Genomic DNA, 25,083 nt, shown 5'->3' on the forward strand with positions numbered 1-25,083 from the left:
GACTGAGAGAACATGGGTATCCGCAAGTACAAGCCGACGACCCCGGGCCGTCGTGGCTCCAGCGTCGCCGACTTTGTCGAGATCACGCGGTCCACGCCGGAGAAGTCGCTGGTCCGCCCCCTGCACAGCAAGGGCGGCCGTAACAACACCGGTCGTGTGACCGTCCGTCACCAGGGCGGTGGCCACAAGCGCGCCTACCGCGTGATCGACTTCCGTCGTCACGACAAGGACGGCGTGCCGGCCAAGGTCGCTCACATCGAGTACGACCCGAACCGCACCGCGCGCATCGCGCTCCTGCACTACGCAGACGGCGAGAAGCGCTACATCATCGCGCCGCGTGGCCTGAGCCAGGGCGACCGTGTCGAGAACGGCCCGGCCGCCGACATCAAGCCCGGTAACAACCTGGCGCTGCGCAACATCCCGGTCGGTACGACCATCCACGCCATTGAGCTGCGGCCCGGCGGCGGTGCGAAGTTCGCCCGTTCCGCGGGTGCCTCCGTGCAGCTGCTGGCGAAGGAGGGCCAGATGGCCCACCTGCGTATGCCGTCCGGCGAAATCCGCCTGGTCGACGTCCGCTGCCGCGCCACCATCGGTGAGGTCGGCAACGCCGAGCAGTCGAACATCAACTGGGGCAAGGCCGGCCGTCTGCGCTGGAAGGGCGTTCGCCCGACCGTCCGCGGTGTCGCGATGAACCCGGTTGACCACCCGCACGGTGGTGGTGAGGGCAAGACCTCCGGTGGTCGCCACCCGGTCTCCCCGTGGGGTCAGAAGGAGGGTCGTACTCGTTCGCCGAAGAAGGCTTCGAACAAGTACATCGTCCGCCGCCGCAAGACGAACAAGAAGCGCTAGGAGCGGGTTTAGATGCCGCGCAGTCTCAAGAAGGGGCCCTTCGTCGACGACCACCTGATCAAGAAGGTGGACGCCCAGAACGAAGCCGGCACCAAGAACGTCATCAAGACCTGGTCCCGTCGCTCGATGATCATCCCGGCCATGCTCGGCCACACGATCGCGGTGCACAACGGCAAGATCCATGTCCCGGTGTTCGTCACCGAGTCCATGGTCGGCCACAAGCTCGGCGAGTTCTCGCCGACTCGCACCTTCCGCGGCCACGTCAAGGACGACCGGAAGTCGAAGCGCCGCTAACGCGGGGTGGAACGACTATGACTTACACCGAAGGGACAACCATGGAAGCCAGGGCCCAGGCGCGGTACATCCGCGTCACGCCCATGAAGGCCCGCCGCGTGGTGGACCTCATCCGTGGCATGGATGCCACGGAGGCTCAGGCGGTCCTGCGTTTCGCCCCGCAGGCCGCGAGCGTGCCGGTTGGCAAGGTGCTGGACAGCGCCATTGCCAACGCTGCACACAACTACGACCACACCGACGCCTCTTCGCTGGTCATCAGCGAGGCGTACGTCGATGAGGGCCCGACCCTGAAGCGGTTCCGTCCGCGTGCTCAGGGCCGTGCCTACCGGATCCGTAAGCGGACCAGCCACATCACCGTGGTCGTCAGCAGCAAGGAAGGAACCCGGTAATGGGCCAGAAGGTAAACCCGCACGGGTTCCGGCTCGGTATCACCACGGACTTCAAGTCCCGCTGGTACGCCGACAAGCTGTACAAGGACTACGTCAAGGAAGACGTCGCCATCCGTCGGATGATGACGTCCGGCATGGAGCGCGCCGGCATCTCGAAGGTTGAGATCGAGCGCACCCGTGACCGCGTGCGGGTGGACATCCACACCGCGCGTCCCGGCATCGTCATCGGCCGCCGTGGCGCCGAGGCCGACCGCATCCGCGGCGACCTCGAGAAGCTCACGGGCAAGCAGGTTCAGCTGAACATCCTCGAGGTCAAGAACCCCGAGGTCGACGCTCAGCTGGTCGCGCAGGCCGTTGCCGAGCAGCTGTCCTCCCGCGTCTCCTTCCGCCGCGCCATGCGTAAGAGCATGCAGTCGGCGATGAAGGCCGGGGCCAAGGGCATCAAGATCCAGTGTGGCGGCCGCCTCGGCGGTGCGGAGATGTCGCGCTCGGAGTTCTACCGCGAGGGTCGTGTGCCGCTGCACACGCTGCGCGCGAACGTCGAGTACGGCTTCTTCGAGGCCAAGACGACCTTCGGCCGCATCGGCGTGAAGGTCTGGATCTACAAGGGCGACGTCAAGAACATCGCCGAGGTCCGCGCCGAGAACGCTGCTGCCCGTGCGGGCAACCGCCCGGCCCGTGGTGGCGCTGACCGCCCGGCCGGTCGCGGTGGCCGTGGTGGCGAGCGTGGCGGTCGCGGTCGCAAGCCGCAGCAGGCTCCGGCTGCCGAGGCCCCCAAGGCCGAGGCTCCCGCCGCCGCTCCGGCTGCTGAGAGCACCGGAACGGAGGCCTGACCGACATGCTGATCCCCCGTAGGGTCAAGCACCGCAAGCAGCACCACCCCAAGCGCCGCGGTATGGCCAAGGGTGGTACGACGGTTGCGTTCGGCGAGTACGGCATCCAGGCCATGACTCCGGCGTACGTGACCAACCGCCAGATCGAGGCGGCTCGTATCGCGATGACCCGCCACATCAAGCGTGGCGGCAAGGTCTGGATCAACATCTACCCGGACCGCCCGCTGACGAAGAAGCCCGCCGAGACCCGCATGGGTTCCGGTAAGGGTTCCCCGGAGTGGTGGGTCGCGAACGTGCACCCGGGCCGGGTCATGTTCGAGCTGTCCTACCCGAACGAGAAGATCGCACGTGAGGCTCTGACTCGCGCGGCCCACAAGCTGCCGATGAAGTGCCGGATCGTCAAGCGCGAGGCAGGTGAAGCGTGATGTCGGCCGGTACCAAGGCGTCCGAGCTGCGCGAGCTGGGCAACGAGGAGCTTGTTGCCAAGCTCCGCGAGGCCAAGGAAGAGCTGTTCAACCTCCGCTTCCAGGCGGCGACGGGCCAGCTCGAGAACCACGGCCGGCTGAAGGCCGTCCGCAAGGACATCGCCCGGATCTACACCCTGATGCGTGAGCGCGAGCTGGGCATCGAGACGGTGGAGAGCGCCTGATGAGCGAGAGCAACGTGACTGAGAACAAGGAAGCGCGCGGATTCCGCAAGACCCGTGAGGGTCTCGTCGTCAGCGACAAGATGGACAAGACCGTCGTCGTCGCCGTCGAGGACCGTGTGAAGCACGCGCTGTACGGCAAGGTCATCCGCCGTACGAACAAGCTCAAGGCGCACGACGAGCAGAACGCTGCCGGCATCGGCGACCGCGTCCTCATCATGGAGACGCGTCCGCTGTCGGCGACCAAGCGCTGGCGCATCGTCGAGATCCTCGAGAAGGCCAAGTAATTACTTGAGGGGTTTCCCTCGAGTTCGTTCCGCCAGGCTCGGTGGGGGCTTCACCTCCTAGGAGGAGAGCCCCCGCCGGGAACCGGCAGACAATCAGGAGATAGACGTGATCCAGCAGGAGTCGCGACTGCGTGTCGCCGACAACACTGGTGCCAAGGAGATCCTTTGCATCCGTGTTCTCGGTGGCTCCGGTCGCCGCTACGCGGGCATCGGTGACGTCATCGTCGCCACCGTCAAGGATGCGATCCCCGGTGGCAACGTGAAGAAGGGTGACGTCGTCAAGGCGGTCATCGTTCGCACCGTCAAGGAGCGCCGCCGCCAGGACGGCTCGTACATCCGCTTCGACGAGAACGCCGCTGTCATTCTCAAGAACGACGGCGACCCCCGCGGCACCCGTATCTTCGGCCCGGTGGGCCGTGAGCTGCGCGAGAAGAAGTTCATGAAGATCATCTCGCTCGCGCCGGAGGTGCTGTAAGCATGAAGATCAAGAAGGGCGACCTGGTTCAGGTCATCACCGGCAAGGACAAGGGCAAGCAGGGCAAGGTCATCGCGGCCTTCCCCCGCGAGGACCGCGTCCTGGTCGAGGGTGTCAACCGGGTCAAGAAGCACACCAAGGCCGGACAGACCGCTCGCGGTTCGCAGACCGGCGGCATCGTCACGACCGAGGCCCCTGTTCACGTGAGCAATGTTCAGCTCGTCGTGGAGAAGGACGGCAACAAGGTCGTCACGCGCGTCGGTTACCGCTTCGACGACGAGGGCAACAAGATCCGCGTTGCCAAGCGGACGGGTGAGGACATCTGATGGCTACCACCACCACTCCGCGTCTCAAGACGAAGTACCGCGAGGAGATCGCGGGCAAGCTGCGTGAGGAGTTCTCCTACGAGAACGTCATGCAGGTTCCCGGCCTCGTCAAGATCGTGGTCAACATGGGTGTGGGCGACGCCGCCCGCGACTCCAAGCTGATCGACGGTGCCATCAAGGACCTCACCACGATCACCGGCCAGAAGCCGGCCGTCACCAAGGCCCGTAAGTCCATCGCGCAGTTCAAGCTGCGTGAGGGCCAGCCGATCGGTGCCCACGTCACGCTTCGTGGCGACCGCATGTGGGAGTTCCTGGACCGCACCCTGTCGCTCGCGCTTCCGCGCATCCGCGACTTCCGTGGTCTGTCCCCCAAGCAGTTCGACGGCCGTGGCAACTACACCTTCGGTCTCACGGAGCAGGTCATGTTCCACGAGATCGACCAGGACAAGATCGACCGCGTCCGGGGTATGGACATCACCGTGGTCACCACGGCGACCAACGACGACGAGGGCCGTGCCCTTCTGCGTCACCTCGGCTTCCCGTTCAAGGAGGCGTAAGCGAGATGGCGAAGAAGGCTCTCATTGCCAAGGCTGCTCGTAAGCCCAAGTTCGGTGTGCGTGCGTACACCCGCTGCCAGCGCTGCGGCCGTCCGCACTCCGTGTACCGCAAGTTCGGCCTGTGCCGCGTGTGCCTTCGTGAGATGGCTCACCGTGGCGAGCTGCCGGGCGTGACCAAGAGCTCCTGGTAATCCCTCACTTGGGATGACCGGAGTCTCTCGGTAAGCAGAGGGTTGGCAGGGGCCCTTCTCTCCATGGCTTAGGCTAGGAGGGTTGGGCGTCTGCCGCCCGTACGACTTACTACGCCGTAGGTCCCCGCGCCGCACCCGTCCCGCCCCTGTGTGGGGAGAGGGATGGCGCATACAGGAAACCCCGGCGAGAGAGGCCGAAGGCCAATTCATGACCATGACTGATCCCATCGCAGACATGCTCACGCGTCTGCGTAACGCGAACTCGGCGTACCACGACTCCGTGACCATGCCGCACAGCAAGATCAAGTCCCACATCGCGGAGATCCTCCAGCAGGAGGGCTTCATCACCGGCTGGAAGGTCGAGGACGCCGAGGTCGGCAAGAACCTCGTTCTCGAGCTGAAGTTCGGTCCGAACCGTGAGCGCTCCATCGCGGGCATCAAGCGGATCTCGAAGCCCGGTCTCCGGGTCTACGCGAAGTCCACCAACCTGCCCAAGGTCCTCGGCGGCCTCGGCGTGGCGATCATCTCCACGTCGCACGGTCTCCTGACCGGTCAGCAGGCAGGCAAGAAGGGCGTAGGTGGGGAAGTCCTCGCCTACGTCTGGTAGTCGGGAACGGAGGAATAGCTAATGTCGCGTATTGGCAAGCTGCCTATCCAGGTTCCCGCCGGTGTGGACGTCACCATCGATGGCCGTACGGTCGCGGTGAAGGGTCCCAAGGGCTCCCTCACGCACACCGTTGCCGCGCCGATCGAGATTGTTAAGGGCGAGGAGGGCGTGCTCAACGTCACCCGTCCCAACGACGAGCGTCAGAACAAGGCCCTGCACGGCCTGTCCCGCACGCTGGTGGCGAACATGATCACCGGTGTGACCCTGGGATACACCAAGGCGCTCGAGATCAGCGGTGTCGGTTACCGCGTTGCCGCGAAGGGCTCCAACCTGGAGTTCCAGCTCGGCTACAGCCACCCGATCCTGGTGGAGGCGCCCGAGGGCATCTCCTTCAAGGTCGAGTCGCCGACCAAGTTCTCGGTCGAGGGCATCGACAAGCAGAAGGTCGGCGAGGTCGCCGCGAACATCCGCAAGCTGCGCAAGCCCGACCCGTACAAGGCCAAGGGCGTCAAGTACGCGGGCGAGGTCATCCGCCGCAAGGTCGGAAAGGCGGGTAAGTAAGCCATGGCATACGGTGTGAAGATCGCCAAGGGTGACGCGTACAAGCGCGCCGCCATCAAGCGCCGCCACATCCGCGTCCGCAAGAACGTCTCCGGTACGCCGGAGCGTCCGCGCCTGGTCGTGACGCGTTCCAACCGCAACATCGTTGCGCAGGTCATCGACGACATCGCGGGCCACACGCTCGCTTCTGCGTCGACCCTGGACACCTCGATCCGCGGTGGCGAGGGCGACAAGAGCGCCCAGGCCAAGCAGGTCGGTGCCCTGGTCGCCGAGCGCGCCAAGGCCGCCGGCGTCGAGGCCGTCGTGTTCGACCGTGGTGGCAACAGGTACGCCGGGCGCATTGCCGCTCTGGCTGACGCCGCCCGCGAAGCCGGGCTGAAGTTCTGAGCCCCGGTTCCGGGACTAACGGACGTAACAGAGAGAGGTAAATCCAATGGCTGGACCCCAGCGCCGCGGAAGCGGTGCCGGTGGCGGCGAGCGGCGGGACCGGAAGGGTCGCGACGGTGGCGCAGCTGCCGCCGAGAAGACCGCGTACGTTGAGCGCGTTGTCGCGATCAACCGCGTCGCCAAGGTTGTCAAGGGTGGTCGTCGTTTCAGCTTCACCGCGCTGGTCGTGGTGGGCGACGGTGACGGCACGGTAGGCGTCGGCTACGGCAAGGCCAAGGAGGTGCCGGCCGCCATCGCCAAGGGTGTTGAGGAGGCCAAGAAGCACTTCTTCAAGGTCCCCCGTATCCAGGGCACCATCCCGCACCCGATCACGGGCGAGAAGGCTGCAGGCGTCGTCCTGCTCAAGCCGGCTTCCCCCGGTACCGGTGTTATCGCCGGTGGCCCGGTGCGTGCGGTGCTCGAGTGCGCGGGCGTGCACGACATCCTGTCGAAGTCGCTCGGCTCGTCCAACGCGATCAACATCGTGCACGCGACCGTGGAGGCCCTGAAGGGTCTGCAGCGTCCCGAGGAGATCGCGGCTCGCCGTGGTCTGCCGCTCGAGGACGTCGCCCCCGCGGCTCTGCTGCGTGCGCGTGCGGGAGCGGGTGCTGCGTAATGGCCCGCCTCAAGATCACGCAGACGAAGTCGTACATCGGCAGCAAGCAGAACCACCGTGACACCCTGCGTTCGCTCGGGCTCAAGCGCCTGAACGACGTGGTTGTCAAGGAGGACCGCCCCGAGTTCCGCGGAATGGTGCACACCGTCCGCCACCTCGTGACGGTCGAGGAGGTCGACTGACATGGCGGAGCAGAAGCCGCTGAAGGTCCACAACCTCCGTCCCGCCCCCGGCGCCAAGACCGCGAAGACCCGTGTCGGTCGTGGTGAGGCGTCGAAGGGTAAGACGGCCGGTCGTGGTACCAAGGGCACCAAGGCCCGTTACCAGGTTCCGGAGCGCTTCGAGGGTGGGCAGATGCCCCTCCACATGCGTCTCCCGAAGCTCAAGGGCTTCAAGAACCCGTTCCGCACCGAGTACCAGGTCGTGAACCTGGACAAGCTCGCGGCCCTGTACCCGCAGGGTGGCGAGGTCACCGTCGCCGACCTGGTCGACAAGGGTGCCGTGCGCAAGAACAGCCTCGTCAAGGTCCTGGGCCAGGGCGAGATCTCCGTGGCGCTGCAGGTGACGGTCGACGCCGTCTCCGGCTCCGCCAAGGAGAAGATTGCCGCTGCCGGCGGCACCGTCACCGAGCTCGTCTGAGACGTCTCGATGGCCTGAACATCCGACCGGGGATGCCTCCTAAACGGGGCATCCCCGGTTGGTCGTTCCTAGGCGGGCACCGTCGCCGGTAAGGTGTCGTGAGTTGTTAACTTCAGCCCGGTGTGCCTACTGGCAGGCCGAGCGGATTTGCCTGTTACGTATTCGTCGATCCTCAATACCGTCACCTCTGACGCAGTAGCGCGGGGGTCGCAGGAGGCACCGTGCTCACCGCGTTCGCCCGGGCGTTCAAGACGCCCGACCTGCGCAAGAAGCTGCTCTTCACACTTGCCATCGTCGTTCTGTACCGACTCGGATCGCATATCCCGGTTCCCGGAGTCAACTACCAGAACGTCCAGATCTGTGTGGATGCGGCCACGAAGGGCAATAACAGCCTGTTCGGGCTGGTGAACATGTTCAGCGGCGGAGCGCTGCTGCAGATCACCATCTTCGCGCTCGGCATCATGCCGTACATCACGGCGAGCATCATCCTGCAGCTGCTGACCGTGGTCATTCCGCGGCTGGAGGCCCTCAAGAAGGAGGGTCAGTCCGGCACGGCGAAGATCACGCAGTACACGCGTTACCTGACGGTGGCGCTGGCCGTGCTGCAGGGAACCGGCCTCGTCGCCACCGCCCGGAGCGGCGCGCTGTTCGCCAGCTGCCCGGTCGGCAACGAGATCGTGCCGGACCAGTCGATCTTCACCACCGCCGTGATGGTCATCACCATGACGGCCGGTACCGCCGCCGTCATGTGGCTCGGTGAGCTCATCACCGACCGCGGCATCGGCAACGGTATGTCGATCCTCATGTTCATCTCGATCGCCGCCGGCTTCCCGGGTGCCCTGTGGGCCATCAAGGAGAGCGGCAAGCTCGCCCAGGGCTGGATCGAGTTCGGCACGGTGATCCTGATCGGCTTCGTGATGGTGGCGCTCGTCGTCTTCGTCGAGCAGGCCCAGCGGCGCATCCCCGTGCAGTACGCGAAGCGCATGATCGGGCGGAGGTCGTACGGCGGTACGTCCACTTACATCCCGCTCAAGGTGAACCAGGCGGGTGTGATTCCTGTCATCTTCGCCTCGTCGCTGCTCTACATCCCGGCGCTCGTCGCGCAGTTCTCGAACTCGCAGTCGGCCTGGAAAACCTGGATCGAAGCCCACTTCGTCAAGGGTGATCACCCCTACTACATCGTCACGTACTTCCTTCTGATCGTGTTCTTCGCCTTCTTCTATGTGGCGATCTCGTTCAACCCCGAGGAAGTCGCGGACAACATGAAGAAGTATGGTGGCTTCATCCCGGGTATCCGGGCTGGTCGACCTACTGCCGAGTACCTGAGCTACGTGCTCAACAGGATCACTTGGCCGGGCTCGCTGTACCTGGGTCTGATTGCTCTTGTTCCGACGATGGCGTTGGCAGGCTTCGGAGGCGCGAACCAGAACTTCCCGTTCGGCGGGACGAGCATCCTCATCATCGTGGGTGTGGGTCTGGAGACCGTGAAGCAAATCGAGAGCCAGCTCCAGCAGCGCAATTACGAAGGGTTCCTCCGCTGATGCGAATCGTCCTCGTCGGGCCGCCCGGTGCCGGGAAGGGAACGCAGGCCGCGTTCCTTGCCAAGAACCTGTCGATCCCGCACATCTCCACGGGCGACCTCTTCCGCGCCAACATCTCCCAGGGCACCGAGCTCGGGAAGCAGGCCAAGGCGTACATGGACGCCGGCACCCTGGTCCCCGACGAGGTGACCATCGGGATGGCCAAGGACCGCATGTCCCAGCCGGACGCGGTGAACGGCTTCCTGCTGGACGGCTTCCCGCGCAACGTGGGCCAGGCCGTGGCGCTCGACGAGATGCTCAAGGGCGAGGGCGTCCAGCTGGACGCCGTGCTCGACCTGGAGGTTCCCGAGGACGAGGTGGTCAAGCGGATCGCCGGCCGTCGCGTCTGCCGCAACAACAGCGCGCACGTCTTCCACGTGACGTACTCCCCGCCGAAGGCAGAGGGCGTCTGCGACGAGTGCGGCGGCGAGCTGTACCAGCGCGACGACGACTCCGAGGAGACCGTCCGCAAGCGGCTCGAGGTCTACCACACGCAGACCGAGCCGATCATCGACTACTACAGGGCCCAGGGCCTGGTGGTCACCATCTCCGCGCTCGGCAAGGTCAACGACGTGACCGCCCGGGCGATGGAAGCGCTCAAGGTCGACAAGGCCGCACAGGCCTGACCTGTTCGCACAGTCCGACAGTTACGGCCGCGGTGTCCTTCGGACGCCGCGGCCGTATCGTTGATAAGCCCCGAACCCTTGTCGAGAAAGGCACGAGCCGCAATGGTGCAGATCAAGACCCCCGAGCAGATCGCGAAGATGCGCGAGGCGGGACTGGTCGTCGCCGCCATCCACGCGGCGACCCGCGAGGCCGCGGTGCCCGGCGCCACGACCAAGGACCTCGACGAGGTGGCGCGCAAGGTGATCGCCGATCACGGCGCCAAGTCGAACTTCCTCGGGTACGGCGGCTTCCCCGCGACGATCTGCACCTCGGTCAACGAGGTCGTCGTCCACGGCATCCCCGACGACAAGACCGTGCTCAAGGACGGCGACATCATCTCCATCGACTGCGGCGCGATCATCGACGGCTGGCACGGCGACGCCGCGTACACCGCCTTCGTGGGCAGCGGCCACGCGCCGGAGCTCCTGGAGCTCTCCCGGGTGACCGAGGAGTCGATGTGGGCGGGCATCGCCGCGATGAAGAACGGCAATCGGCTCGTCGACGTCTCCCGTGCCATCGAGACGTACATCCGCCGGCAGCCCCGGCCCGCGACGGGCAAGTACGGGATCATCGAGGACTACGGCGGCCACGGCATCGGTACCGAGATGCACATGGACCCGCACCTGCTGAACTACGTCTCGCGCAAGCGCGGCAAGGGGCCGAAGTTGGTGCCCGGTTTCTGCCTGGCGATCGAGCCGATGGTCTCCCTCGGCACGGCGCAGACCGAGGTGCTCTCCGACGACTGGACCGTCATCACGACGGACGGCACCTGGTCCTCCCACTGGGAGCACTCGGTGGCGCTCACCGAGCAGGGGCCGCTGGTGCTGACCGCCCCCGACGGAGGCAAGGCGAAGCTGGCGGAGCTGGGCGTCACCGCCGCCCCGGATCCGCTCGCCTGACCCGCGGGGCTTAACGATCTTCACGCATGGGCAGACTTGGCGGATTCGTCTTTTGGATGCCCCTGACGTAGACTGATGCGTCGGCTCTCGTGTACCCGTGTGTCCGCACACGGTGACGGGAGTCGATCAAGGTAGCCGATTCGAAAGGCGAAGCGTGGCCAAGAAGCAAGGTGCCATCGAAATCGAGGGCACCGTGATCGAGTCTCTCCCGAACGCCATGTTCAAGGTGGAGCTCCAGAACGGTCACAAGGTCCTCGCGCACATCTCCGGCAAGATGCGGATGCACTACATCCGTATCCTCCCGGACGACCGGGTCGTGGTGGAGCTCTCTCCGTACGACCTGACGCGTGGCCGGATCGTCTACCGGTACAAGTAGATCTTGTCGCACCCCCCTCGCGGGGTGTCGGCACTGACCCGGAGAACCTCACATCCCATGAAGGTCAAGCCGAGCGTCAAGAAGATCTGCGACAAGTGCAAGGTGATCCGCCGTCACGGCCGGGTCATGGTCATCTGCGACAACCTGCGCCACAAGCAGCGCCAGGGCTGACGCACGACCACCTGCACTCGCAGTTCTTCGCGCGACGCACGTAAAAACATGTACATACGCAGGGTCCGCCTGGCTTCGGCCGGCGACACCCCCGGTGGAGGCCGGGGACCTGGTCCGCACCACCCTCTCTTCAATCAAGGGTCGGCGGCCACGGAACGACTCTGCGGAAGACCTCCGCATACATCAGGAGCCATGAATGGCACGCCTTGAAGGCGTTGACCTCCCGCGCGACAAGCGCATCGAGGTCGCCCTCACGTACGTTTTCGGCATCGGCCGCACTCGGTCCCAGGAGACCCTCGCCGCCACCGGTGTCGACCCGAACGTCCGCGTTCGTGACCTGGCCGAAGAGGACCTGGTCAAGATCCGCGAGTACGTGGATGTCAACTTCCAGACGGAAGGTGACCTCCGCCGCGACATCCAGGCCAACATTCGCCGCAAGGTCGAGATCGGCTGCTACCAGGGTCTGCGTCACCGCCGCGGCCTGCCGGTCCACGGTCAGCGCACCAGCACGAACGCCCGCACCCGCAAGGGTCCGCGTCGCGCCATCGCCGGTAAGAAGAAGCCGGGCAAGAAGTAGTCCTCAGCGGACACGCTTTACCAGCGGTCTTCGCTGTAGGACCGACCACCTCCCCGTAGGAGTTATAGATGCCCCCCAAGGGTCGTCAGGGCGCTGCCAAGAAGGTGCGCCGCAAGGAAAAGAAGAACGTCGCTCACGGCCACGCGCACATCAAGAGCACGTTCAACAACACGATCGTGTCCATCACGGACCCGACCGGCAACGTGATCTCCTGGGCCTCCGCCGGCCACGTCGGCTTCAAGGGCTCGCGCAAGTCCACCCCCTTCGCCGCGCAGATGGCCGCCGAGTCGGCCGCCCGCCGCGCGCAGGAGCACGGCATGCGCAAGGTCGACGTCTTCGTCAAGGGTCCCGGCTCCGGCCGTGAGACCGCGATCCGCTCCCTCCAGGCCACCGGCCTCGAGGTCGGCTCGATCCAGGACGTCACCCCCACGCCGCACAATGGCTGCCGTCCGCCCAAGCGTCGCCGCGTCTGACGCACGGCTGCTTGTTCGGATTCGGGCGGTTCGGTGCTTCTGTGCCGAGCCGCCCGTACCCTTGCTGTAGGCAGTACCTGTAGGACGTCAAATAGCGGGCGTCCACGACTGAAGGAAACAACACCATGCTTATCGCTCAGCGCCCTTCGCTGACCGAAGAGGTTGTTGACGAGTACCGCTCGCGGTTCGTCATCGAGCCCCTGGAGCCGGGCTTCGGCTACACGCTCGGCAACTCCCTCCGCCGTACGCTCCTCTCCTCGATCCCGGGTGCGGCGGTCACGTCCATCCGCATCGACGGTGTCCTGCACGAGTTCACCACCGTGCCGGGCGTCAAGGAGGACGTCACCGACCTCATCCTGAACATCAAGCAGCTGGTCGTCTCCTCGGAGCACGACGAGCCGGTCGTGATGTACCTGCGCAAGCAGGGCCCCGGCCTGGTCACCGCTGCTGACATCGCCCCGCCGGCCGGTGTCGAGGTGCACAACCCGGACCTGGTGCTCGCCACGCTCAACGGCAAGGGCAAGCTGGAGATGGAGCTGACCGTCGAGCGCGGTCGCGGTTACGTCTCCGCCGTGCAGAACAAGCAGGTGGGCCAGGAGATCGGCCGTATCCCGGTCGACTCCATCTACTCGCCGGTCCTCAAGGTCACCTACAAGGTCGAGGCGACCCGAGTCGAGCAGCGCACCGACTTCGACAAGCTGATCGTCGACGTCGAGACCAAGCAGGCCATGCGCCCCCGTGACGCCATGGCGTCCGCAGGCAAGACCCTGGTCGAGCTGTTCGGTCTGGCCCGTGAGCTCAACATCGACGCCGAGGGCATCGACATGGGCCCGTCCCCCACGGACGCCGCCCTTGCCGCCGACCTGGCGCTGCCGATCGAGGAGCTCGAGCTCACCGTTCGCTCGTACAACTGCCTCAAGCGTGAGGGCATCCACTCCGTGGGTGAGCTCGTGGCGCGCTCCGAGGCCGACCTGCTCGACATCCGCAACTTCGGTGCGAAGTCGATCGACGAGGTCAAGGCGAAGCTGGCCGGCATGGGCCTGGCCCTCAAGGACAGCCCGCCCGGATTCGACCCGACCGCCGCCGCCGACGCCTTCGGCGCCGACGACGACGCGGACGCCGGGTTCGTCGAGACCGAGCAGTACTGAGTTCGAGCCGGGCCTTCGGGCCCGGCCCCCACTTCCGGCGGGCGCCCGTCCGCCGGTAACTGACACCGGTACCTGATACGGCCGGTGCAGATCACAAGGAGAAACCCATGCCGCGTCCCACCAAGGGAGCCCGTTTCGGTGGCAGCGCCGCTCACGAGAAGTTGCTTCTCGCGAACCTGGCGAAGTCGCTGTTCGAGCACGGCCGCATCACCACGACCGAGGCCAAGGCCCGCCGCCTGCGTCCGGTCGCCGAGCGCCTGATCACCAAGGCGAAGAAGGGCGACATCCACAACCGTCGCCTGGTGCTGCAGACGATCACGGACAAGGGCATCGTGCACACGCTCTTCACCGAGATCGCCCCGCGTTACGCGGAGCGTCCCGGCGGCTACACCCGCATCACCAAGATCGGCAACCGTCGTGGCGACAACGCCCCGATGGCTGTGATCGAGCTGGTCGAGGGTGAGATCGCGAAGAAGGCGACCGTCGCCGAGGCCGAGGCCGCCACCAAGCGTGCGGTCAAGGAGTCCGAGGAGGCCAAGGCCGAGGACACCAAGGCCGACGAGGCTGCCGAGGCTCCGGCCGAGTCGAAGGACGCCTGAACCGCGTTCTGAAGGCTGACGGACGGGCCCGTATTCCCCTCGGGGGTACGGGCCCGTTCTGCTTGAGAGGATGGATCGCGTGAGCGACGAGGTGGAGCCCGGGCACGTCCGGGTGCGACTGGATCTTTCGTACGACGGCAAGGACTTCTCCGGCTGGGCGAAGCAGGCCGGCGGGCGGCGCACCGTGCAGGGCGAGATCGAGGACGCGCTGCGCACGGTGACGCGCTCGTCCCGGACGTACGAGCTGACGGTCGCCGGGCGTACGGACGCCGGGGTGCATGCGCGTGGGCAGGTGGCGCACGTGGACCTGCCGGAGGACGTCTGGGCCGAGCACCGCGACAAGCTGCTCAAGAGGCTTGCAGGGCGGCTCTCACGCGATGTGCGCATCTGGAGCGTGGCAGAGGCGCCGGAGGGCTTCAACGCGCGGTTCTCGGCGATCTGGCGGCGGTACGCGTACCGCGTGACGGACAACCCCGGCGGCGTCGACCCCCTGCTGCGCAGTCATGTCCTGTGGCACGACTGGCCGTTGGACGTGGCGGCGATGAACGCTGCCGCGCAAGGGCTGCTCGGCGAGCACGACTTCGCGGCCTACTGCAAGAAGCGCGACGGCGCCACGACCATCCGCACCCTGCAGCAACTGTCCTGGGAGAGGGACGCCTCCGGGGTCATCACCGCCACCGTGAAGGCCGACGCCTTCTGCCACAACATGGTGCGCTCTCTGGTCGGCGCGCTGCTGTTCGTCGGCGACGGACACCGGCCGGTGGAGTGGCCCGCGAAGGTGCTGGCCGCGGGGGTGCGGGACTCGGCCGTCCATGTCGTGCGGCCGCACGGGCTCACGCTCGAGGAGGTCGGCTACCCGGCGGACGAGCTGCTGGCCGCCCGCAACCTGGAGGCCCGCAACCGGCGTTCGCTGCCGGGGGCTCGTTCCGTCCCGCTACTGGGCGGGTGCGCCGGCTGCGGCTGAGGCCTGCGCCTCGCCGCGTCGCCGTATCTGGCGGAACGTGAACTCGCCCAGGTCGTCGCCGGTCTCGTAGGCCGCGGTGTCGCCCTTGGTGACGGACTTGGCCTTGGTGTAGCCGGTGATGGTGGCGTAGAAGTACCGCCCGTACGAATTGAAGGTGGACCGGCAGACCGGGCCCCCCTTGCAGAATGCGGGAACCCCGGAGCCCGTCAGGGGCACCACGCTGCCCGACGCCTGTTCCACGGCCTTCTTGGCCTTCGCCTCGTTCTCGAAGGTCGCGACGCCGATGGTGACCGCGATGCCGTCCTTGCTGTAGGTGGCGCGGAAGACCTGGTCGCAGCCGTTCTTCTCGAGAACGGAGCCGAGGGCGCCCTTGGTGACGGAGCCGCAGTTGCCGGTGCGTGACGTGGCGCCCTTGTCGTAGACGCGGTCGCCCATCGTCAACTTCTTGCCGGGGAAGAGGGATTCGGCGCTCAGTGGCAGCGTGTCCTTCTTCCGTTCGGAGATGAACTCCTTGGGGTTCGGCGGGGGCAGCGGGGCCACGGAGGAGAAGGACGGTTCCGGTTGGGTCGTGTCCGCGGGCAGTTCGGGCGGCGCGGGAAGACTGGAGCTCTTGTCGGAGGCGCTGTTGTCGCTGTCCTTGTTGGACGAGACGATGGCGGTCGCGACGGCGCCGGCGACGAGCGCGGTCGCGAGCGCGCCGCCACCGATCATGAGCCAACGCCTGCGGCGCGCACGGGTGGCGGAGGCGTCGGCGAGCGCGGCCCAGTCCGGCGTGCCCGCGTCACTGTCGGACCGGCTGTCGAAGGGGTCGAAGGACTGCTGACCGTACTGTCCCTGGCCGTACTGGTTCTGCCCGAATTGGCCCTGGTTGTACGGGTCCTGGTTCTGTCCGCCGGAACCCCACTGAGGTCCCCCGTGCCCAAAGCTCATGCCGCGCATCCTAAACCTGTTGGGCGAAACCGGGGTCTGCGGTCAGAATCGGGCCATGGGACATGTGGAAGCGGCGCATCTGGAGTACTACCTACCGGATGGGCGGGTGCTCCTCTCGGATGCGTCGTTCCGGGTCGGTGACGGCGCGGTCGCGGCCCTGGTGGGCGCCAACGGCGCCGGCAAGACGACGCTGCTGCGGCTCATCGCGGGGGAGATCCAGCCGCACGGTGGCTCTGTCACCGTGAGCGGAGGGCTCGGAGTGATGCGGCAGTTCGTCGGCTCGGTCCGCGACGAGCGCACGGTCCGGGACCTGCTCGTCTCGGTGGCCCAACCGCGGATCACGGAGGCGGCGGCCGCGGTCGACGCCGCCGAGCACGCGATCATGACCGTCGACGACGAGGCCGCGCAGATGCGGTACGCGCAGGCGCTGAGCGACTGGGCGGAGGCGCGCGGGTACGAGGCGGAGACCGTCTGGGACATGTGCACCATGGCGGCGCTGGGCGTGCCGTACGAGAAGGCGCAGTGGCGCCAGGTGCGGACGCTGTCCGGGGGCGAGCAGAAGCGGCTCGTGCTGGAGGCGCTGCTGCGCGGGCCCGACGAGGTGCTGCTGCTCGACGAGCCCGACAACTACCTGGACGTGCCGGGCAAGAGGTGGCTCGAGGACCGGCTGAAGGAGACCCGCAAGACGGTTCTCTTCGTCTCCCACGACCGGGAGCTGCTGGCGCGGGCGGCCGAGCGGATCGTGGCCGTGGAGCCCGGTCCTGCCGGGTCGGACGTGTGGGTGCACGGAGCCGGTTTCGCCACGTTCCACGAGGCGCGAAGGGAGCGTTTCGCCCGCTTCGAGGAACTGAAGCGGCGCTGGGACGAGGAGCACGCCCGGCTGAAGGCCCTGGTGCTGCGGCTGCGGCAGCAGGCGGCCAACAGCCCCGACATGGCTTCGCGGTACCGGGCGATGCAGACGCGCTTCAAGAAGTTCGAGGAGGCCGGCCCGCCGCCGGAGCCGCCGCGCGAGCAGGACATCACGATGCGGCTCAAGGGCGGACGGACCGGCGTCCGGGCACTGACCTGCACCGATCTCGAGCTCACCGGTCTGATGAAGCCGTTCTCCCTGGAGATCTTCTACGGCGAGCGGGTCGCGGTCCTCGGCTCGAACGGCTCCGGGAAGTCGCACTTCCTGCGGCTGCTGGCGGGGGACACGGTCGCGCACACGGGGCAGTGGAAGCTCGGCGCCCGCGTGGTGCCCGGCCATTTCGCCCAGACCCACGCCCACCCGGAGCTGCTGGGCCGCACCCTGGTGGACATCCTGTGGACGGAGCACGCAAAGGACCGGGGCGGGGCGATGTCGGTCCTGCGCCGGTACGAGCTGGAACGGCAGGGCGATCAGCCCTTCGAGAAGCTGTCGGGCGGCCAGCAGGCGCGCTTCCAGATCCTGCTGCTGGAGCTCGAAGGCACGACCGCGCTGCTTCTGGACGAGCCGACGGACAACCTGGACCTGGAGTCCGCGGAGGCGCTCCAGGAGGGCCTGGAGTCGTACGAGGGCACCGTCCTGGCGGTGACGCACGACCGCTGGTTCGCGCGCTCCTTCGACCGGTATCTGGTGTTCGGTTCGGACGGCGTGGTCCGGGAGACGCCGGCGCCGGTGTGGGACGAGCGCAGGGTCGAGCGGGCGCGGTAGTTCCGCTGCCGGAGGGGTTCGCGGAGGGCGAGCCGGACCCGGTTTTGACCCGCCGGGTGCAGCGCGGGTATTCTGCTGGTTCGTTATGCGTATTGGCTTGCTCTATCTCACGTGAGGGGCCCTTACGCCGGTCCACCGGGCCGATGACCAGCGGCAGGCATTCGGGTTGCGTCCCCGCGTGCGGCCAGGGCTGTCGTGATCGTCCGGGTGGCCTTGTCAGGACCACACTCACTGAAGAAGCGAAGGCTACGACCGTGCGTACGTACAGCCCCAAGCCCGGCGATGTGACGCGCCAGTGGCACATCATCGACGCGCAGGACATCGTCCTGGGCCGTCTGGCGACCACCGCCGCTACCCTTCTCCGGGGCAAGCACAAGCCGATCTACGCGCCGCACGTTGACGCTGGTGACTTCGTCATCATCATCAACGCGGAGAAGGTGCACCTCTCCGGCAACAAGCGGACCCAGAAGATGGCGTACCGCCACTCCGGCTACCCGGGTGGTCTGCGTTCCATCCGTTACGACGAGCTGCTCGAGAAGAGCCCCGAGAAGGCCATCGAGAAGGCCGTCAAGGGCATGCTCCCCAAGAACACCCTGGGCCGTCAGATGCTCTCGAAGCTGAAGGTCTACGCGGGCGAGAACCACCCGCACGCTGCCCAGCAGCCGGTCCCGTTCGAGATCACCCAGGTCGCGCAGTAAGTCCGGCCACCCCCTAAGACGAAAAGAATCTGAGGAGAATCGTGGCCGAGACCACTGTTGAGACCCCCGTCGAGGGCGAAGAGACCTACGCGGAGGTCACCACCTTCGAGTCGGACGCCCCGGTCGAGGGTGAGTACACCTCCGAGTCCATGGCTTCCCGCTTCGGCGAGCCCCAGCCGGCCGCCGGCCTGGGCCGTCGCAAGAACGCCATTGCCCGCGTCCGGATCGTTCCGGGCACCGGCAAGTGGAAGATCAACGGTCGCACCCTCGAGGACTACTTCCCGAACAAGGTGCACCAGCAGGAAGTCAACGAGCCCTTCAAGGTGCTCGAGCTCGACAACCGCTACGACGTCATCGCCCGCATCTCGGGTGGCGGCGTCTCCGGCCAGGCCGGCGCCCTGCGCCTCGGTGTGGCCCGTGCGCTGAACGAGGCGGACGTGGACAACAACCGCGGCGCGCTCAAGAAGGCCGGCTTCCTCTCCCGCGACGACCGTGCGGTCGAGCGCAAGAAGGCCGGTCTCAAGAAGGCCCGTAAGGCCCCGCAGTACAGCAAGCGCTAAATCGCAGGCTGCCTGCAGATCCCTGTACGGCTTTTCGTTCGCCCCGGCGGCACTCGTGCTGCCGGGGCGTTCGTTTATCGACTGCCTCGGACGAGAACGGTTCGAGCATTCAGCATTCTCGGAGGACAACTGTGGGACGACTCTTCGGCACGGACGGTGTACGCGGTGTCGCGAACGCCGATCTGACGGCTGAGCTCGCGCTCGGTCTGTCGGTCGCGGCGGCGCATGTGCTCGCCGAAGCGGGTACGTTCGCGGGCCACCGCCCGACCGCGGTCGTCGGCCGCGACCCCCGCGCTTCCGGAGAGTTCCTGGAGGCCGCCGTCGTGGCGGGCCTGGCGAGCGCGGGCGTCGACGTGCTGCGCGTCGGCGTGCTGCCGACCCCGGCCGTCGCGTACCTGACCGGCGCGCTCGGCGCCGACCTCGGCGTGATGCTCTCCGCCAGCCACAACGCCATGCCGGACAACGGCATCAAGTTCTTCGCCCGCGGCGGCCACAAGCTGGCCGACGAGCTCGAGGACCGCATCGAGCAGGTCTACGACCAGCACCGGACAGGCGAGCCGTGGGAGCGGCCGACGGGCGCCGGCGTCGGCCGTGTGACGGACTACGACGAGGGCTTCGACAAGTACGTCGCGCACCTCATCGCCGTACTACCGAACCGGCTCGACGGCCTGAAGGTCGTCCTCGACGAGGCGCACGGCGCCGCCTCCCGCGTGTCGCCGGAGGCGTTCGCGCGGGCCGGGGCCGAGGTCGTCACGATCGGCGCAGAGCCCGACGGCCTCAACATCAACGACGGCTGCGGGTCGACACACCTGGACTTGCTGAAGGCCGCCGTCGTCGAGCACGGCGCCGACCTCGGCATCGCGCACGACGGCGACGCGGACCGCTGCCTCGCGGTCGACGCGCAGGGCAACGAGATCGACGGCGACCAGATCCTCGCCGTCCTGGCGCTCGCCATGCGCGAGGCCGGGACGCTGCGCGGCAACACGGTCGTCGCCACGGTCATGTCCAACCTCGGCTTCAAACTGGCGATGGAGCGCGAGGGCGTCGAGCTGGTGCAGACCGCGGTCGGCGACCGGTACGTCCTGGAGGCCATGAAGGCCCGCGGCTTCGGCCTCGGCGGCGAGCAGTCCGGCCACGTCATCGTGCTCGACCACGCGACGACCGGCGACGGCACGCTGACCGGACTGATGCTCGCGGCCCGTCTCGCCGCGACGGGCCGTTCGCTTGCCGAGCTGGCCGCCGTGATGGAGCGCCTGCCGCAGGTCCTCGTCAACGTTCCCGACGTGGACAAGTCCCGGGTGCAGACCTCCGTGGAGCTGGCGCACGCCGTCACGGAGGCGGAGCGCGAGCTCGGCTCGACCGGCCGCGTCCTGCTGCGCCCCTCGGGCACCGAGCCCCTGGTGCGCGTCATGGTGGAGGCCGCCGACATCGAGCAGGCGCGGAGCGTGGCGGGCCGACTGGCCGACGTGGTGAAGTCCGCGCTCGGCTAGGAGCCAGACCTGTCGAAGGACAGCGCCGGGTGGAGGGCTCGTACGGTCACGTACGGGCCCTCTTCCGGCTCAGATGCCAGAAGTACTTCTGCGTGATCAGCGTCAGTGTCCCGGCGAGGACGATGCCCAGCATGTTCAGCAGCAGCTGCTCGGCCGAGCCCCACGCCTGCTTGTAGGAGCCGTAGCTGAAGGCGACGGCCGCGTTCGCCGCCGCCGGGACCGTCGTGACGGAGATCGCGACGCCGACCAGGGCGCCGGACTTCGCCGAGGTCAGCGACAGCATCCCGGCCGAGCCGGCCAGGAGCGCGACGACGAACGAGAACCAGTCGGGTCGGTAGATGAAGTTCGTGTTGGGACGCTCGGCCTGCAGCCTCGACTCCTCGAAGAGATGCACCGCGTCCATGAAGTAGCTGAAGCCCACCGTCACCAGCATCGCCGCGGCGAACCCGGCGATCAGGGCGACGAACGACCGCAGCGCGAGGCGCGGCGCGCGCCGGACGACGGCCGTGCAGAAGCCGGCCAGCGGCCCGAACTCCGGTCCCACCGCCATGGCGCCCACGATCAGGATCGCGTTGTCCAGCACCACACCGCAGGCGGCGATCATCGTCGCCAGCGCCAGGAACGCGATGAACGTGACGCTGAGTGTCGACTCCTCGTGCGTCGCGTCCGACAGCTGCTCCCACAGCACCGCGTCCGCGGCCTCGCCCGGGGCCTCCTTCTCGGCCTTCTCCGCGCGCTCCGACAGCGAGAGGTCGATGTTCTCGACGGCGATCGAACCGCACTCGTCGATGCCCAGCGCCCGCAGCCCCGCGAGCAGCTCGTCGCCCGCCTCACGCGCCACGTCGCACATGACCAGGTCGCCCTCGGGGTCACGGGCGGCACCCGGGACAACCGCGAGATGCGTCGTGCCGACGGTCTTCTCGAGCAGGTCGACCACTTCCGTGGTGCGGTCGGCCGGGGTGATCAGCCGCAGATGCAGCACGCAGGAGCTCCTAGAGTTTGCGCAGTGACAGCCGCTGCACCTTGTGGTCAGGGCCCTTGCGCAGCACCAGTGTGGCGCGGCCGCGCGTCGGCGCCACATTTTCCAGCAGATTGGGCTTGTTGATGGTGCGCCACATGGTGCGGGCGTAGTCGAGCGCCTCCTCCTCGGAGACCTGGGTGTACTTCCTGAAGTACGAGAACGGGTTCTGGAACGCCGTCTCCCGCAGCGTGCGGAAACGGTTGAGATACCAGGTCTCGATGTCCTCCGCCCGCGCGTCGACGTACACGCTGAAGTCGAAGTAATCGGCGAGACCGACCCTGGTGCGGCCGTCCTTGCCGGGCAGCGCGGGCTGCAGGACGTTGAGCCCCTCGACGATCAGGATGTCGGGGCGGCGCACCGTCAGGCGCTCGTCCGGAACGATGTCGTAGATCAGGTGCGAGTAGACGGGCGCGGTGACCTCGTCCTTGCCGGCCTTGATGTCGGCGACGAACCGGGTCAGTGCCCGTCGGTCGTACGACTCGGGGAAGCCCTTGCGGGACATCAGGCCGCGGGCCTGAAGCTCCTTCATCGGCAGCAGGAACCCGTCGGTGGTGACGAGCTCGACCCGCGGATGCTCGGGCCAGCGTGCCAGCAGGGCCTGGAGAAGCCGGGCCACGGTGGACTTGCCGACGGCGACGGATCCGGCGACCCCTATGACGAAGGGCGTGCCGCGCTGCGCACCGTGCCCGTTCCCGGCGTCGCCGAGGAACGTGTTGAGCGCGCCGCGCAGCCCGGCGCTGGCCTGGACGTAGAGGTTGAGGAGGCGTGACAGCGGGAGGTAGACGTCCCGCACCTCGTCGAGGTCGATGACGTCGCCGAGCCCGCGGAGCCGCTCGACCTCCTCGGCGGTGAGGGGCAGCGGCGTTTTCTCGCGCAGGGCGCTCCACTCCGCGCGGGTGAGGTCGACGTACGGCGTCGACGCGTGCTCGGCCCGGCGGTGGGCGCTTCGTGGCGGCGAAGTGATCACAGGGTCATTGTCGTGCGTACGGCTCGGTTATGGGTGGTGTGCTCGGTCACGCGGGGGCCGGGAGCTCCACGGCGGATGCAGTGGTGTGCATCACAGCCATGGGGCCGGTGGCCGGGCCGTGGTGCGGGCGGCCGGCATCTCGCTGGTGTTCTGTCCGCCGGCGACGCGGGCGTACCGGGCGAAGGTGCGACCGGGTCGCCGCGGGGCGCTGCAATGCGGTAGGGCGCGGAAACGCGCGGGGCGCGCCCACCGGGTGTGGTGGACGCGCCCACTTCTTGCGGTTCGGAGTGCGGTCATGCGGTTCGGCGCGAGGTCAGCGAAGGCCTTCTTCGCCTCCCAGCCGCCGATGATCACGGTGGTGCCAGCGCCCGTATCGGTCGCCGACGGCTTGTAGAACCGGACTTTGCCCGCCGATTCCAGCGCCCAGATGTCCGGGATGCCGTCACCGGTGACGTCCGGCGTTCCCGTCATCATCAGGATGTTGGTGCTGGTCCAGCCGGTGCCGCGTCGACGCCCTTCAGCGAGGCCGCCGCGCTCCCGATGGAAGGCAGGTCCGTGACCGTCTCGGCGTGCGGCTTGCCGTGGCGGAGCAGCAGGCGGCCGGAGGTGAAGGAGCGGTAGACCAGATCCGCGGCACCGTCCTTGTTGTAGTCGCCCACGGCGACCACGTCGCGTGCGGTCCAGGCGCTGCCCGAGAGCCGGATCGCGCTGCCGAAAGCGCCGCCGGTGTAGCCGGTGAACACCCAGAGGGCATCGCCTGCCGTGGCGAACACCTCGGGGCGTTTGTCGCCCGTGATGTCGCCGGCGGCGAGGATCTGTGTCAGGGCGGCGGTGTCGGGAGCGCCCGTCGGCATGCGGACCTCGACCCGCTTGGAGACGTCGACGCTGCCGTAGCCGTCGCCCCGGTAGATGTAGAGCTTTCCGTCCGGCATACGGGCCATCAGGTCCTGAATGCCGTCACCCGGGAGGAAGTCACCGTTGTGGGTGATCAGGGCGGGGTTGCCGGGCCGCGGAGTTTATTCGGATCGGGCCGGTCCGCTCGGTGGGAACCGACACGCGGCGTACGGAACTAGCCGCCGGCGGCCGTGCCCGGCCCGGGCCCCAGGCGCCGGGCCGACCACGGCTCCTCCGCCAGGACGGCCCCGATCGTGATGCAGACGGCGATCGTGGCGCAGACCACGATCAGCCACGAGGGCATGGTGAAGACCGAGCCGACCGAACCGTACTCCTGGATGCTGCGGTTGAGCGCGTGCGGCATGTAGATGCGGGCGGTGGCCGACAGGACCGTCAGCGCCGCCGCGGTGAGGAACGCACCGGGCAGCAGCGGCAGCCAGCGCACCCGACCGGCCATCAGCAGATGCTGGGCCCACCACCAGACTGCTGTCAGCGCGATCGTCGTCACGGGAATGCCCAGCCACGGACCGACGCCGAAGCCGTCGTGCAGCGGGCCCTGGACCAGAACGACGAGCAGCCAGCCCGCGATCCACGCCAGCTGCTCGAGGCGTGTTCCCCCGGGCGGGCCCACCTGCCTGGCGTGGGGACGCTGCCCGCCCCGAGCCCAGCGAGACACGAGCCCGGGGGGAGCGCCAGAATTGGCCGCCCGTTGGGAGGCGACGGGCCGCAGCCGTCCGGTCTCGCCGGTCCGGTCCGAGGTGCGTGGAGTTCCCCGCGATGATGCAATGAAATGCGGTGACGCAGTGGATCCGGCGGCCCGGCCGCCCGCACAGCGGAGGTTTTCCCGGCCACCCCGTCGAACTGAGCCACGCGCACCAGCCGAAACCGAGCCACGCGAGGAGTCGGTATGAGTGTCGATGAATCCGCCGAAATGGGACCTGTCGACTATCTGGTCCTGGAGTTTCCCGGAAACCGGATGACGGGCGAGGCACTGCCGCTGCTCCTCGAGCTCGAGGACCGGCACATCATCCGGATCCTTGACCTCACGTTCGTCGGCAGGGACGCGGACGGGACGGTCAGAGGGCTGGAGCTCGCCGACTTCGACGGCGACGGCGAACTCGACCTGGCGGTCTTCGACGGTGCCTCTTCGGGACTGCTGGACGAGGAGGACATCCAGGACGCCGCATCCGTCCTCGAACCGGGGAACTCCGCGGGCATCATCGTCTACGAGAACGTGTGGGCCGGGCCCCTGACGGCTGCGCTGCGGCGCAGCGGCGCCCGGATGGTGGCCAACGGACGGATCCCGGTCCAGGACCTCCTGGCTTCCCTCGACGCGGCCGAGGCCCGGTCCGCCGCCTGAGGCGGCCCGCAGGGGCTGCCCCTACGACAAGGACGCATCTCATGCCAGGTCTACTTCGTGGAGTCGCACGCACCGCCGTCGTCGCCGGCACTGCCACCGCGGTGTCCAAGCGAGTGTCGCGCCGCCAGGCCGGCCGATGGGCGCAGCAGGACAGTGCGGGGACCCCCGCCGAGCCGCCGCCGGGCTACGGCGCGCCCCCTCCGCCGGAGTCCTCGATGGAAGGCAGGATCGCCCAGCTGAAGGACCTGGCCGACCTCAAGGCGCAAGGGGTTCTCTCCGACGCCGAGTTCGAGGCCCAGAAGAGCCGCCTTCTCAACTCCTGAACGAACCCCCGGCCCC

At 67.6% G+C, this 25,083-nt stretch carries 39 protein-coding genes; 33 read left to right on the forward strand and 6 right to left on the reverse strand.

Annotated elements, in window-relative coordinates:
* The first annotated feature begins 12 nt into the window (after positions 1 to 12).
* The 27 genes from rplB (at position 13) to truA (ending at position 15,149) form a co-directional block, all read left to right on the forward strand.
* Positions 13 to 849, forward strand: coding sequence for a 50S ribosomal protein L2 (gene rplB / locus ACIQ7Q_RS00900; protein ID WP_142214206.1), 837 nt, complete (start codon positions 13 to 15; stop codon positions 847 to 849).
* Positions 850 to 861: 12 nt separating this feature from the next.
* Entirely contained in the window at positions 862 to 1,143 is a 282-nt protein-coding gene (gene rpsS, locus ACIQ7Q_RS00905; RefSeq protein ID WP_147987683.1) for a 30S ribosomal protein S19, read from the forward strand.
* Between the two features lie 41 nt (positions 1,144 to 1,184).
* On the forward strand, positions 1,185 to 1,532 hold the full coding sequence (gene rplV, locus ACIQ7Q_RS00910) for a 50S ribosomal protein L22 (protein ID WP_004571827.1): 348 nt from the start codon (positions 1,185 to 1,187) through the stop codon (positions 1,530 to 1,532).
* Entirely contained in the window at positions 1,532 to 2,365 is an 834-nt protein-coding gene (gene rpsC / locus ACIQ7Q_RS00915; RefSeq protein ID WP_403854878.1) for a 30S ribosomal protein S3, read from the forward strand. The genes rplV and rpsC overlap by 1 nt, the downstream gene beginning before the upstream one ends.
* A 5-nt stretch (positions 2,366 to 2,370) precedes the next feature.
* Positions 2,371 to 2,790 (forward strand): 50S ribosomal protein L16, encoded by a 420-nt coding sequence (gene rplP, locus ACIQ7Q_RS00920; RefSeq protein ID WP_005313579.1) that lies wholly within the window; start codon positions 2,371 to 2,373, stop codon positions 2,788 to 2,790.
* Positions 2,790 to 3,014 carry a 50S ribosomal protein L29 gene (rpmC, locus tag ACIQ7Q_RS00925; RefSeq protein ID WP_017949657.1) on the forward strand — a complete coding sequence of 75 codons (225 nt, stop codon included), beginning with the start codon at positions 2,790 to 2,792 and terminating at the stop codon, positions 3,012 to 3,014. The genes rplP and rpmC overlap by 1 nt, the downstream gene beginning before the upstream one ends.
* The gene (gene rpsQ / locus ACIQ7Q_RS00930; RefSeq protein ID WP_403854882.1) at positions 3,014 to 3,298 is read left to right on the forward strand and encodes a 30S ribosomal protein S17; all 285 of its coding nucleotides are present in this window, start codon (positions 3,014 to 3,016) and stop codon (positions 3,296 to 3,298) included. The genes rpmC and rpsQ overlap by 1 nt, the downstream gene beginning before the upstream one ends.
* A 106-nt stretch (positions 3,299 to 3,404) precedes the next feature.
* Entirely contained in the window at positions 3,405 to 3,773 is a 369-nt protein-coding gene (gene rplN, locus ACIQ7Q_RS00935) for a 50S ribosomal protein L14 (RefSeq protein ID WP_003956455.1), read from the forward strand.
* A gap of 2 nt (positions 3,774 to 3,775) precedes the next feature.
* Entirely contained in the window at positions 3,776 to 4,099 is a 324-nt protein-coding gene (gene rplX / locus ACIQ7Q_RS00940) for a 50S ribosomal protein L24 (protein WP_142214201.1), read from the forward strand.
* Positions 4,099 to 4,656 carry a 50S ribosomal protein L5 gene (gene rplE, locus ACIQ7Q_RS00945; RefSeq protein ID WP_356631657.1) on the forward strand — a complete coding sequence of 186 codons (558 nt, stop codon included), beginning with the start codon at positions 4,099 to 4,101 and terminating at the stop codon, positions 4,654 to 4,656. The genes rplX and rplE overlap by 1 nt, the downstream gene beginning before the upstream one ends.
* A 5-nt stretch (positions 4,657 to 4,661) precedes the next feature.
* Complete coding sequence (locus tag ACIQ7Q_RS00950; protein ID WP_003956452.1) at positions 4,662 to 4,847, forward strand: type Z 30S ribosomal protein S14; 186 nt, start codon at positions 4,662 to 4,664, stop codon at positions 4,845 to 4,847.
* A gap of 208 nt (positions 4,848 to 5,055) precedes the next feature.
* Complete coding sequence (gene rpsH / locus ACIQ7Q_RS00955) at positions 5,056 to 5,454, forward strand: 30S ribosomal protein S8 (RefSeq protein ID WP_015035585.1); 399 nt, start codon at positions 5,056 to 5,058, stop codon at positions 5,452 to 5,454.
* Between the two features lie 21 nt (positions 5,455 to 5,475).
* Positions 5,476 to 6,015, forward strand: coding sequence for a 50S ribosomal protein L6 (rplF, locus tag ACIQ7Q_RS00960; protein WP_403854886.1), 540 nt, complete (start codon positions 5,476 to 5,478; stop codon positions 6,013 to 6,015).
* A gap of 3 nt (positions 6,016 to 6,018) precedes the next feature.
* Positions 6,019 to 6,402 carry a 50S ribosomal protein L18 gene (gene rplR, locus ACIQ7Q_RS00965; protein WP_384709983.1) on the forward strand — a complete coding sequence of 128 codons (384 nt, stop codon included), beginning with the start codon at positions 6,019 to 6,021 and terminating at the stop codon, positions 6,400 to 6,402.
* 46 nt (positions 6,403 to 6,448) lie between these two features.
* Positions 6,449 to 7,057, forward strand: coding sequence for a 30S ribosomal protein S5 (gene rpsE, locus ACIQ7Q_RS00970; protein WP_010354225.1), 609 nt, complete (start codon positions 6,449 to 6,451; stop codon positions 7,055 to 7,057).
* Positions 7,057 to 7,239: a 50S ribosomal protein L30 gene (gene rpmD, locus ACIQ7Q_RS00975; protein ID WP_005313525.1), complete on the forward strand. Its 183-nt coding sequence runs from the start codon at positions 7,057 to 7,059 to the stop codon at positions 7,237 to 7,239. Before rpsE ends, rpmD begins: the two co-directional genes overlap by 1 nt.
* Before the next feature lies 1 nt (position 7,240).
* Complete coding sequence (gene rplO, locus ACIQ7Q_RS00980) at positions 7,241 to 7,696, forward strand: 50S ribosomal protein L15 (RefSeq protein ID WP_403854891.1); 456 nt, start codon at positions 7,241 to 7,243, stop codon at positions 7,694 to 7,696.
* Positions 7,697 to 7,917: 221 nt separating this feature from the next.
* Entirely contained in the window at positions 7,918 to 9,237 is a 1,320-nt protein-coding gene (secY, locus tag ACIQ7Q_RS00985; protein ID WP_403854894.1) for a preprotein translocase subunit SecY, read from the forward strand.
* On the forward strand, positions 9,237 to 9,902 hold the full coding sequence (locus tag ACIQ7Q_RS00990; RefSeq protein WP_403854897.1) for an adenylate kinase: 666 nt from the start codon (positions 9,237 to 9,239) through the stop codon (positions 9,900 to 9,902). Before secY ends, ACIQ7Q_RS00990 begins: the two co-directional genes overlap by 1 nt.
* Positions 9,903 to 10,004: 102 nt before the next feature.
* Positions 10,005 to 10,841 carry a type I methionyl aminopeptidase gene (gene map / locus ACIQ7Q_RS00995; RefSeq protein ID WP_403854900.1) on the forward strand — a complete coding sequence of 279 codons (837 nt, stop codon included), beginning with the start codon at positions 10,005 to 10,007 and terminating at the stop codon, positions 10,839 to 10,841.
* 154 nt (positions 10,842 to 10,995) lie between these two features.
* Complete coding sequence (infA, locus tag ACIQ7Q_RS01000) at positions 10,996 to 11,217, forward strand: translation initiation factor IF-1 (RefSeq protein ID WP_003956442.1); 222 nt, start codon at positions 10,996 to 10,998, stop codon at positions 11,215 to 11,217.
* A gap of 57 nt (positions 11,218 to 11,274) precedes the next feature.
* A complete protein-coding gene (gene rpmJ / locus ACIQ7Q_RS01005) occupies positions 11,275 to 11,388 on the forward strand; it encodes a 50S ribosomal protein L36 (protein WP_003956441.1) in 114 nt (37 codons plus the stop codon).
* A 196-nt stretch (positions 11,389 to 11,584) separates the two neighbouring features.
* Positions 11,585 to 11,965 (forward strand): 30S ribosomal protein S13, encoded by a 381-nt coding sequence (gene rpsM / locus ACIQ7Q_RS01010; protein ID WP_159688557.1) that lies wholly within the window; start codon positions 11,585 to 11,587, stop codon positions 11,963 to 11,965.
* Positions 11,966 to 12,033: 68 nt separating this feature from the next.
* On the forward strand, positions 12,034 to 12,438 hold the full coding sequence (gene rpsK / locus ACIQ7Q_RS01015) for a 30S ribosomal protein S11 (protein WP_003948617.1): 405 nt from the start codon (positions 12,034 to 12,036) through the stop codon (positions 12,436 to 12,438).
* 125 nt (positions 12,439 to 12,563) lie between these two features.
* Entirely contained in the window at positions 12,564 to 13,586 is a 1,023-nt protein-coding gene (locus ACIQ7Q_RS01020; RefSeq protein WP_003956430.1) for a DNA-directed RNA polymerase subunit alpha, read from the forward strand.
* Positions 13,587 to 13,693: 107 nt separating this feature from the next.
* Positions 13,694 to 14,185 carry a 50S ribosomal protein L17 gene (gene rplQ, locus ACIQ7Q_RS01025; protein WP_403854903.1) on the forward strand — a complete coding sequence of 164 codons (492 nt, stop codon included), beginning with the start codon at positions 13,694 to 13,696 and terminating at the stop codon, positions 14,183 to 14,185.
* Positions 14,186 to 14,264: 79 nt separating this feature from the next.
* On the forward strand, positions 14,265 to 15,149 hold the full coding sequence (gene truA, locus ACIQ7Q_RS01030; protein WP_403854906.1) for a tRNA pseudouridine(38-40) synthase TruA: 885 nt from the start codon (positions 14,265 to 14,267) through the stop codon (positions 15,147 to 15,149).
* On the opposite strand, the gene ACIQ7Q_RS01035 is transcribed toward truA, so the two are convergent.
* On the reverse strand, positions 15,120 to 16,079 hold the full coding sequence (locus ACIQ7Q_RS01035) for a hypothetical protein (RefSeq protein WP_403854909.1): 960 nt from the start codon (positions 16,077 to 16,079) through the stop codon (positions 15,120 to 15,122). The genes truA and ACIQ7Q_RS01035 overlap by 30 nt on opposite strands.
* 55 nt (positions 16,080 to 16,134) lie before the next feature.
* Between ACIQ7Q_RS01035 and ACIQ7Q_RS01040 the strand changes: the two genes are divergently transcribed.
* From ACIQ7Q_RS01040 to glmM, 4 genes are all read left to right on the forward strand, one after another.
* Positions 16,135 to 17,754: an ABC-F family ATP-binding cassette domain-containing protein gene (locus ACIQ7Q_RS01040; protein ID WP_403854912.1), complete on the forward strand. Its 1,620-nt coding sequence runs from the start codon at positions 16,135 to 16,137 to the stop codon at positions 17,752 to 17,754.
* 254 nt (positions 17,755 to 18,008) lie between these two features.
* Positions 18,009 to 18,452, forward strand: coding sequence for a 50S ribosomal protein L13 (gene rplM, locus ACIQ7Q_RS01045; RefSeq protein WP_356631640.1), 444 nt, complete (start codon positions 18,009 to 18,011; stop codon positions 18,450 to 18,452).
* A 41-nt stretch (positions 18,453 to 18,493) separates the two neighbouring features.
* Positions 18,494 to 19,012: a 30S ribosomal protein S9 gene (gene rpsI, locus ACIQ7Q_RS01050; protein WP_356631638.1), complete on the forward strand. Its 519-nt coding sequence runs from the start codon at positions 18,494 to 18,496 to the stop codon at positions 19,010 to 19,012.
* Positions 19,013 to 19,143: 131 nt separating this feature from the next.
* Complete coding sequence (glmM, locus tag ACIQ7Q_RS01055; protein WP_403854916.1) at positions 19,144 to 20,502, forward strand: phosphoglucosamine mutase; 1,359 nt, start codon at positions 19,144 to 19,146, stop codon at positions 20,500 to 20,502.
* A 46-nt stretch (positions 20,503 to 20,548) separates the two neighbouring features.
* Here glmM and ACIQ7Q_RS01060 read toward each other — a convergent pair whose 3' ends face one another.
* From ACIQ7Q_RS01060 to ACIQ7Q_RS01080, 5 genes are all read right to left on the reverse strand, one after another.
* Positions 20,549 to 21,484 carry a DUF389 domain-containing protein gene (locus tag ACIQ7Q_RS01060; RefSeq protein WP_403854919.1) on the reverse strand — a complete coding sequence of 312 codons (936 nt, stop codon included), beginning with the start codon at positions 21,482 to 21,484 and terminating at the stop codon, positions 20,549 to 20,551.
* A 10-nt stretch (positions 21,485 to 21,494) separates the two neighbouring features.
* Positions 21,495 to 22,490 (reverse strand): type I pantothenate kinase, encoded by a 996-nt coding sequence (gene coaA / locus ACIQ7Q_RS01065; RefSeq protein ID WP_403854922.1) that lies wholly within the window; start codon positions 22,488 to 22,490, stop codon positions 21,495 to 21,497.
* 90 nt (positions 22,491 to 22,580) lie between these two features.
* Complete coding sequence (locus tag ACIQ7Q_RS01070) at positions 22,581 to 22,964, reverse strand: hypothetical protein (RefSeq protein ID WP_403854924.1); 384 nt, start codon at positions 22,962 to 22,964, stop codon at positions 22,581 to 22,583.
* Complete coding sequence (locus ACIQ7Q_RS01075) at positions 22,964 to 23,431, reverse strand: FG-GAP repeat domain-containing protein (RefSeq protein ID WP_403854926.1); 468 nt, start codon at positions 23,429 to 23,431, stop codon at positions 22,964 to 22,966. Before ACIQ7Q_RS01075 ends, ACIQ7Q_RS01070 begins: the two co-directional genes overlap by 1 nt.
* A 128-nt stretch (positions 23,432 to 23,559) precedes the next feature.
* Positions 23,560 to 24,015 carry a hypothetical protein gene (locus ACIQ7Q_RS01080; protein WP_403854928.1) on the reverse strand — a complete coding sequence of 152 codons (456 nt, stop codon included), beginning with the start codon at positions 24,013 to 24,015 and terminating at the stop codon, positions 23,560 to 23,562.
* 276 nt (positions 24,016 to 24,291) lie between these two features.
* On the opposite strand from ACIQ7Q_RS01080, the gene ACIQ7Q_RS01085 reads away from it, so the two are divergent.
* Positions 24,292 to 24,744, forward strand: a complete 453-nt coding sequence (locus tag ACIQ7Q_RS01085; RefSeq protein ID WP_403854930.1) for a DUF6325 family protein — start codon at positions 24,292 to 24,294, stop codon at positions 24,742 to 24,744.
* Between the two features lie 41 nt (positions 24,745 to 24,785).
* A complete protein-coding gene (locus ACIQ7Q_RS01090) occupies positions 24,786 to 25,067 on the forward strand; it encodes an SHOCT domain-containing protein (protein WP_403854932.1) in 282 nt (93 codons plus the stop codon).
* Positions 25,068 to 25,083: the final 16 nt, after the last annotated feature.

The sequence above is a fragment of the Streptomyces sp. NPDC096176 genome, from assembly GCF_044763255.1.
Lineage (GTDB): Bacteria > Actinomycetota > Actinomycetes > Streptomycetales > Streptomycetaceae > Streptomyces.

Bases quoted from the DNA above. Each gene is read 5' to 3' on its own strand.
- ACIQ7Q_RS01085 (WP_403854930.1), top strand. From the start codon at position 24,292: ATGAGTGTCGATGAATCCGCCGAAATGGGACCTGTCGACTATCTGGTC.
- rplE (WP_356631657.1), top strand. From the start codon at position 4,099: ATGGCTACCACCACCACTCCGCGTCTCAAGACGAAGTACCGCGAGGAG.
- rplX (WP_142214201.1), top strand. From the start codon at position 3,776: ATGAAGATCAAGAAGGGCGACCTGGTTCAGGTCATCACCGGCAAGGAC.
- ACIQ7Q_RS01040 (WP_403854912.1), top strand. From the start codon at position 16,135: ATGGGACATGTGGAAGCGGCGCATCTGGAGTACTACCTACCGGATGGG.
- rpsS (WP_147987683.1), top strand. From the start codon at position 862: ATGCCGCGCAGTCTCAAGAAGGGGCCCTTCGTCGACGACCACCTGATC.
- rplQ (WP_403854903.1), top strand. From the start codon at position 13,694: ATGCCGCGTCCCACCAAGGGAGCCCGTTTCGGTGGCAGCGCCGCTCAC.
- rpsM (WP_159688557.1), top strand. From the start codon at position 11,585: ATGGCACGCCTTGAAGGCGTTGACCTCCCGCGCGACAAGCGCATCGAG.
- rpsH (WP_015035585.1), top strand. From the start codon at position 5,056: ATGACCATGACTGATCCCATCGCAGACATGCTCACGCGTCTGCGTAAC.
- rpmD (WP_005313525.1), top strand. From the start codon at position 7,057: ATGGCCCGCCTCAAGATCACGCAGACGAAGTCGTACATCGGCAGCAAG.
- map (WP_403854900.1), top strand. From the start codon at position 10,005: ATGGTGCAGATCAAGACCCCCGAGCAGATCGCGAAGATGCGCGAGGCG.
- ACIQ7Q_RS01070 (WP_403854924.1), bottom strand. From the start codon at position 22,964: ATGATGACGGGAACGCCGGACGTCACCGGTGACGGCATCCCGGACATC.
- ACIQ7Q_RS01035 (WP_403854909.1), bottom strand. From the start codon at position 16,079: ATGAGCTTTGGGCACGGGGGACCTCAGTGGGGTTCCGGCGGACAGAAC.
- rpsE (WP_010354225.1), top strand. From the start codon at position 6,449: ATGGCTGGACCCCAGCGCCGCGGAAGCGGTGCCGGTGGCGGCGAGCGG.
- rplF (WP_403854886.1), top strand. From the start codon at position 5,476: ATGTCGCGTATTGGCAAGCTGCCTATCCAGGTTCCCGCCGGTGTGGAC.
- rpsQ (WP_403854882.1), top strand. From the start codon at position 3,014: ATGAGCGAGAGCAACGTGACTGAGAACAAGGAAGCGCGCGGATTCCGC.
- rplR (WP_384709983.1), top strand. From the start codon at position 6,019: ATGGCATACGGTGTGAAGATCGCCAAGGGTGACGCGTACAAGCGCGCC.
- ACIQ7Q_RS00950 (WP_003956452.1), top strand. From the start codon at position 4,662: ATGGCGAAGAAGGCTCTCATTGCCAAGGCTGCTCGTAAGCCCAAGTTC.
- rplB (WP_142214206.1), top strand. From the start codon at position 13: ATGGGTATCCGCAAGTACAAGCCGACGACCCCGGGCCGTCGTGGCTCC.
- ACIQ7Q_RS01020 (WP_003956430.1), top strand. From the start codon at position 12,564: ATGCTTATCGCTCAGCGCCCTTCGCTGACCGAAGAGGTTGTTGACGAG.
- ACIQ7Q_RS01075 (WP_403854926.1), bottom strand. From the start codon at position 23,431: ATGGCCCGTATGCCGGACGGAAAGCTCTACATCTACCGGGGCGACGGC.
- rpsC (WP_403854878.1), top strand. From the start codon at position 1,532: ATGGGCCAGAAGGTAAACCCGCACGGGTTCCGGCTCGGTATCACCACG.
- ACIQ7Q_RS00990 (WP_403854897.1), top strand. From the start codon at position 9,237: ATGCGAATCGTCCTCGTCGGGCCGCCCGGTGCCGGGAAGGGAACGCAG.
- rplP (WP_005313579.1), top strand. From the start codon at position 2,371: ATGCTGATCCCCCGTAGGGTCAAGCACCGCAAGCAGCACCACCCCAAG.
- rpmC (WP_017949657.1), top strand. From the start codon at position 2,790: ATGTCGGCCGGTACCAAGGCGTCCGAGCTGCGCGAGCTGGGCAACGAG.
- rplO (WP_403854891.1), top strand. From the start codon at position 7,241: ATGGCGGAGCAGAAGCCGCTGAAGGTCCACAACCTCCGTCCCGCCCCC.
- ACIQ7Q_RS01090 (WP_403854932.1), top strand. From the start codon at position 24,786: ATGCCAGGTCTACTTCGTGGAGTCGCACGCACCGCCGTCGTCGCCGGC.
- rplV (WP_004571827.1), top strand. From the start codon at position 1,185: ATGGAAGCCAGGGCCCAGGCGCGGTACATCCGCGTCACGCCCATGAAG.
- rpmJ (WP_003956441.1), top strand. From the start codon at position 11,275: ATGAAGGTCAAGCCGAGCGTCAAGAAGATCTGCGACAAGTGCAAGGTG.
- rpsK (WP_003948617.1), top strand. From the start codon at position 12,034: ATGCCCCCCAAGGGTCGTCAGGGCGCTGCCAAGAAGGTGCGCCGCAAG.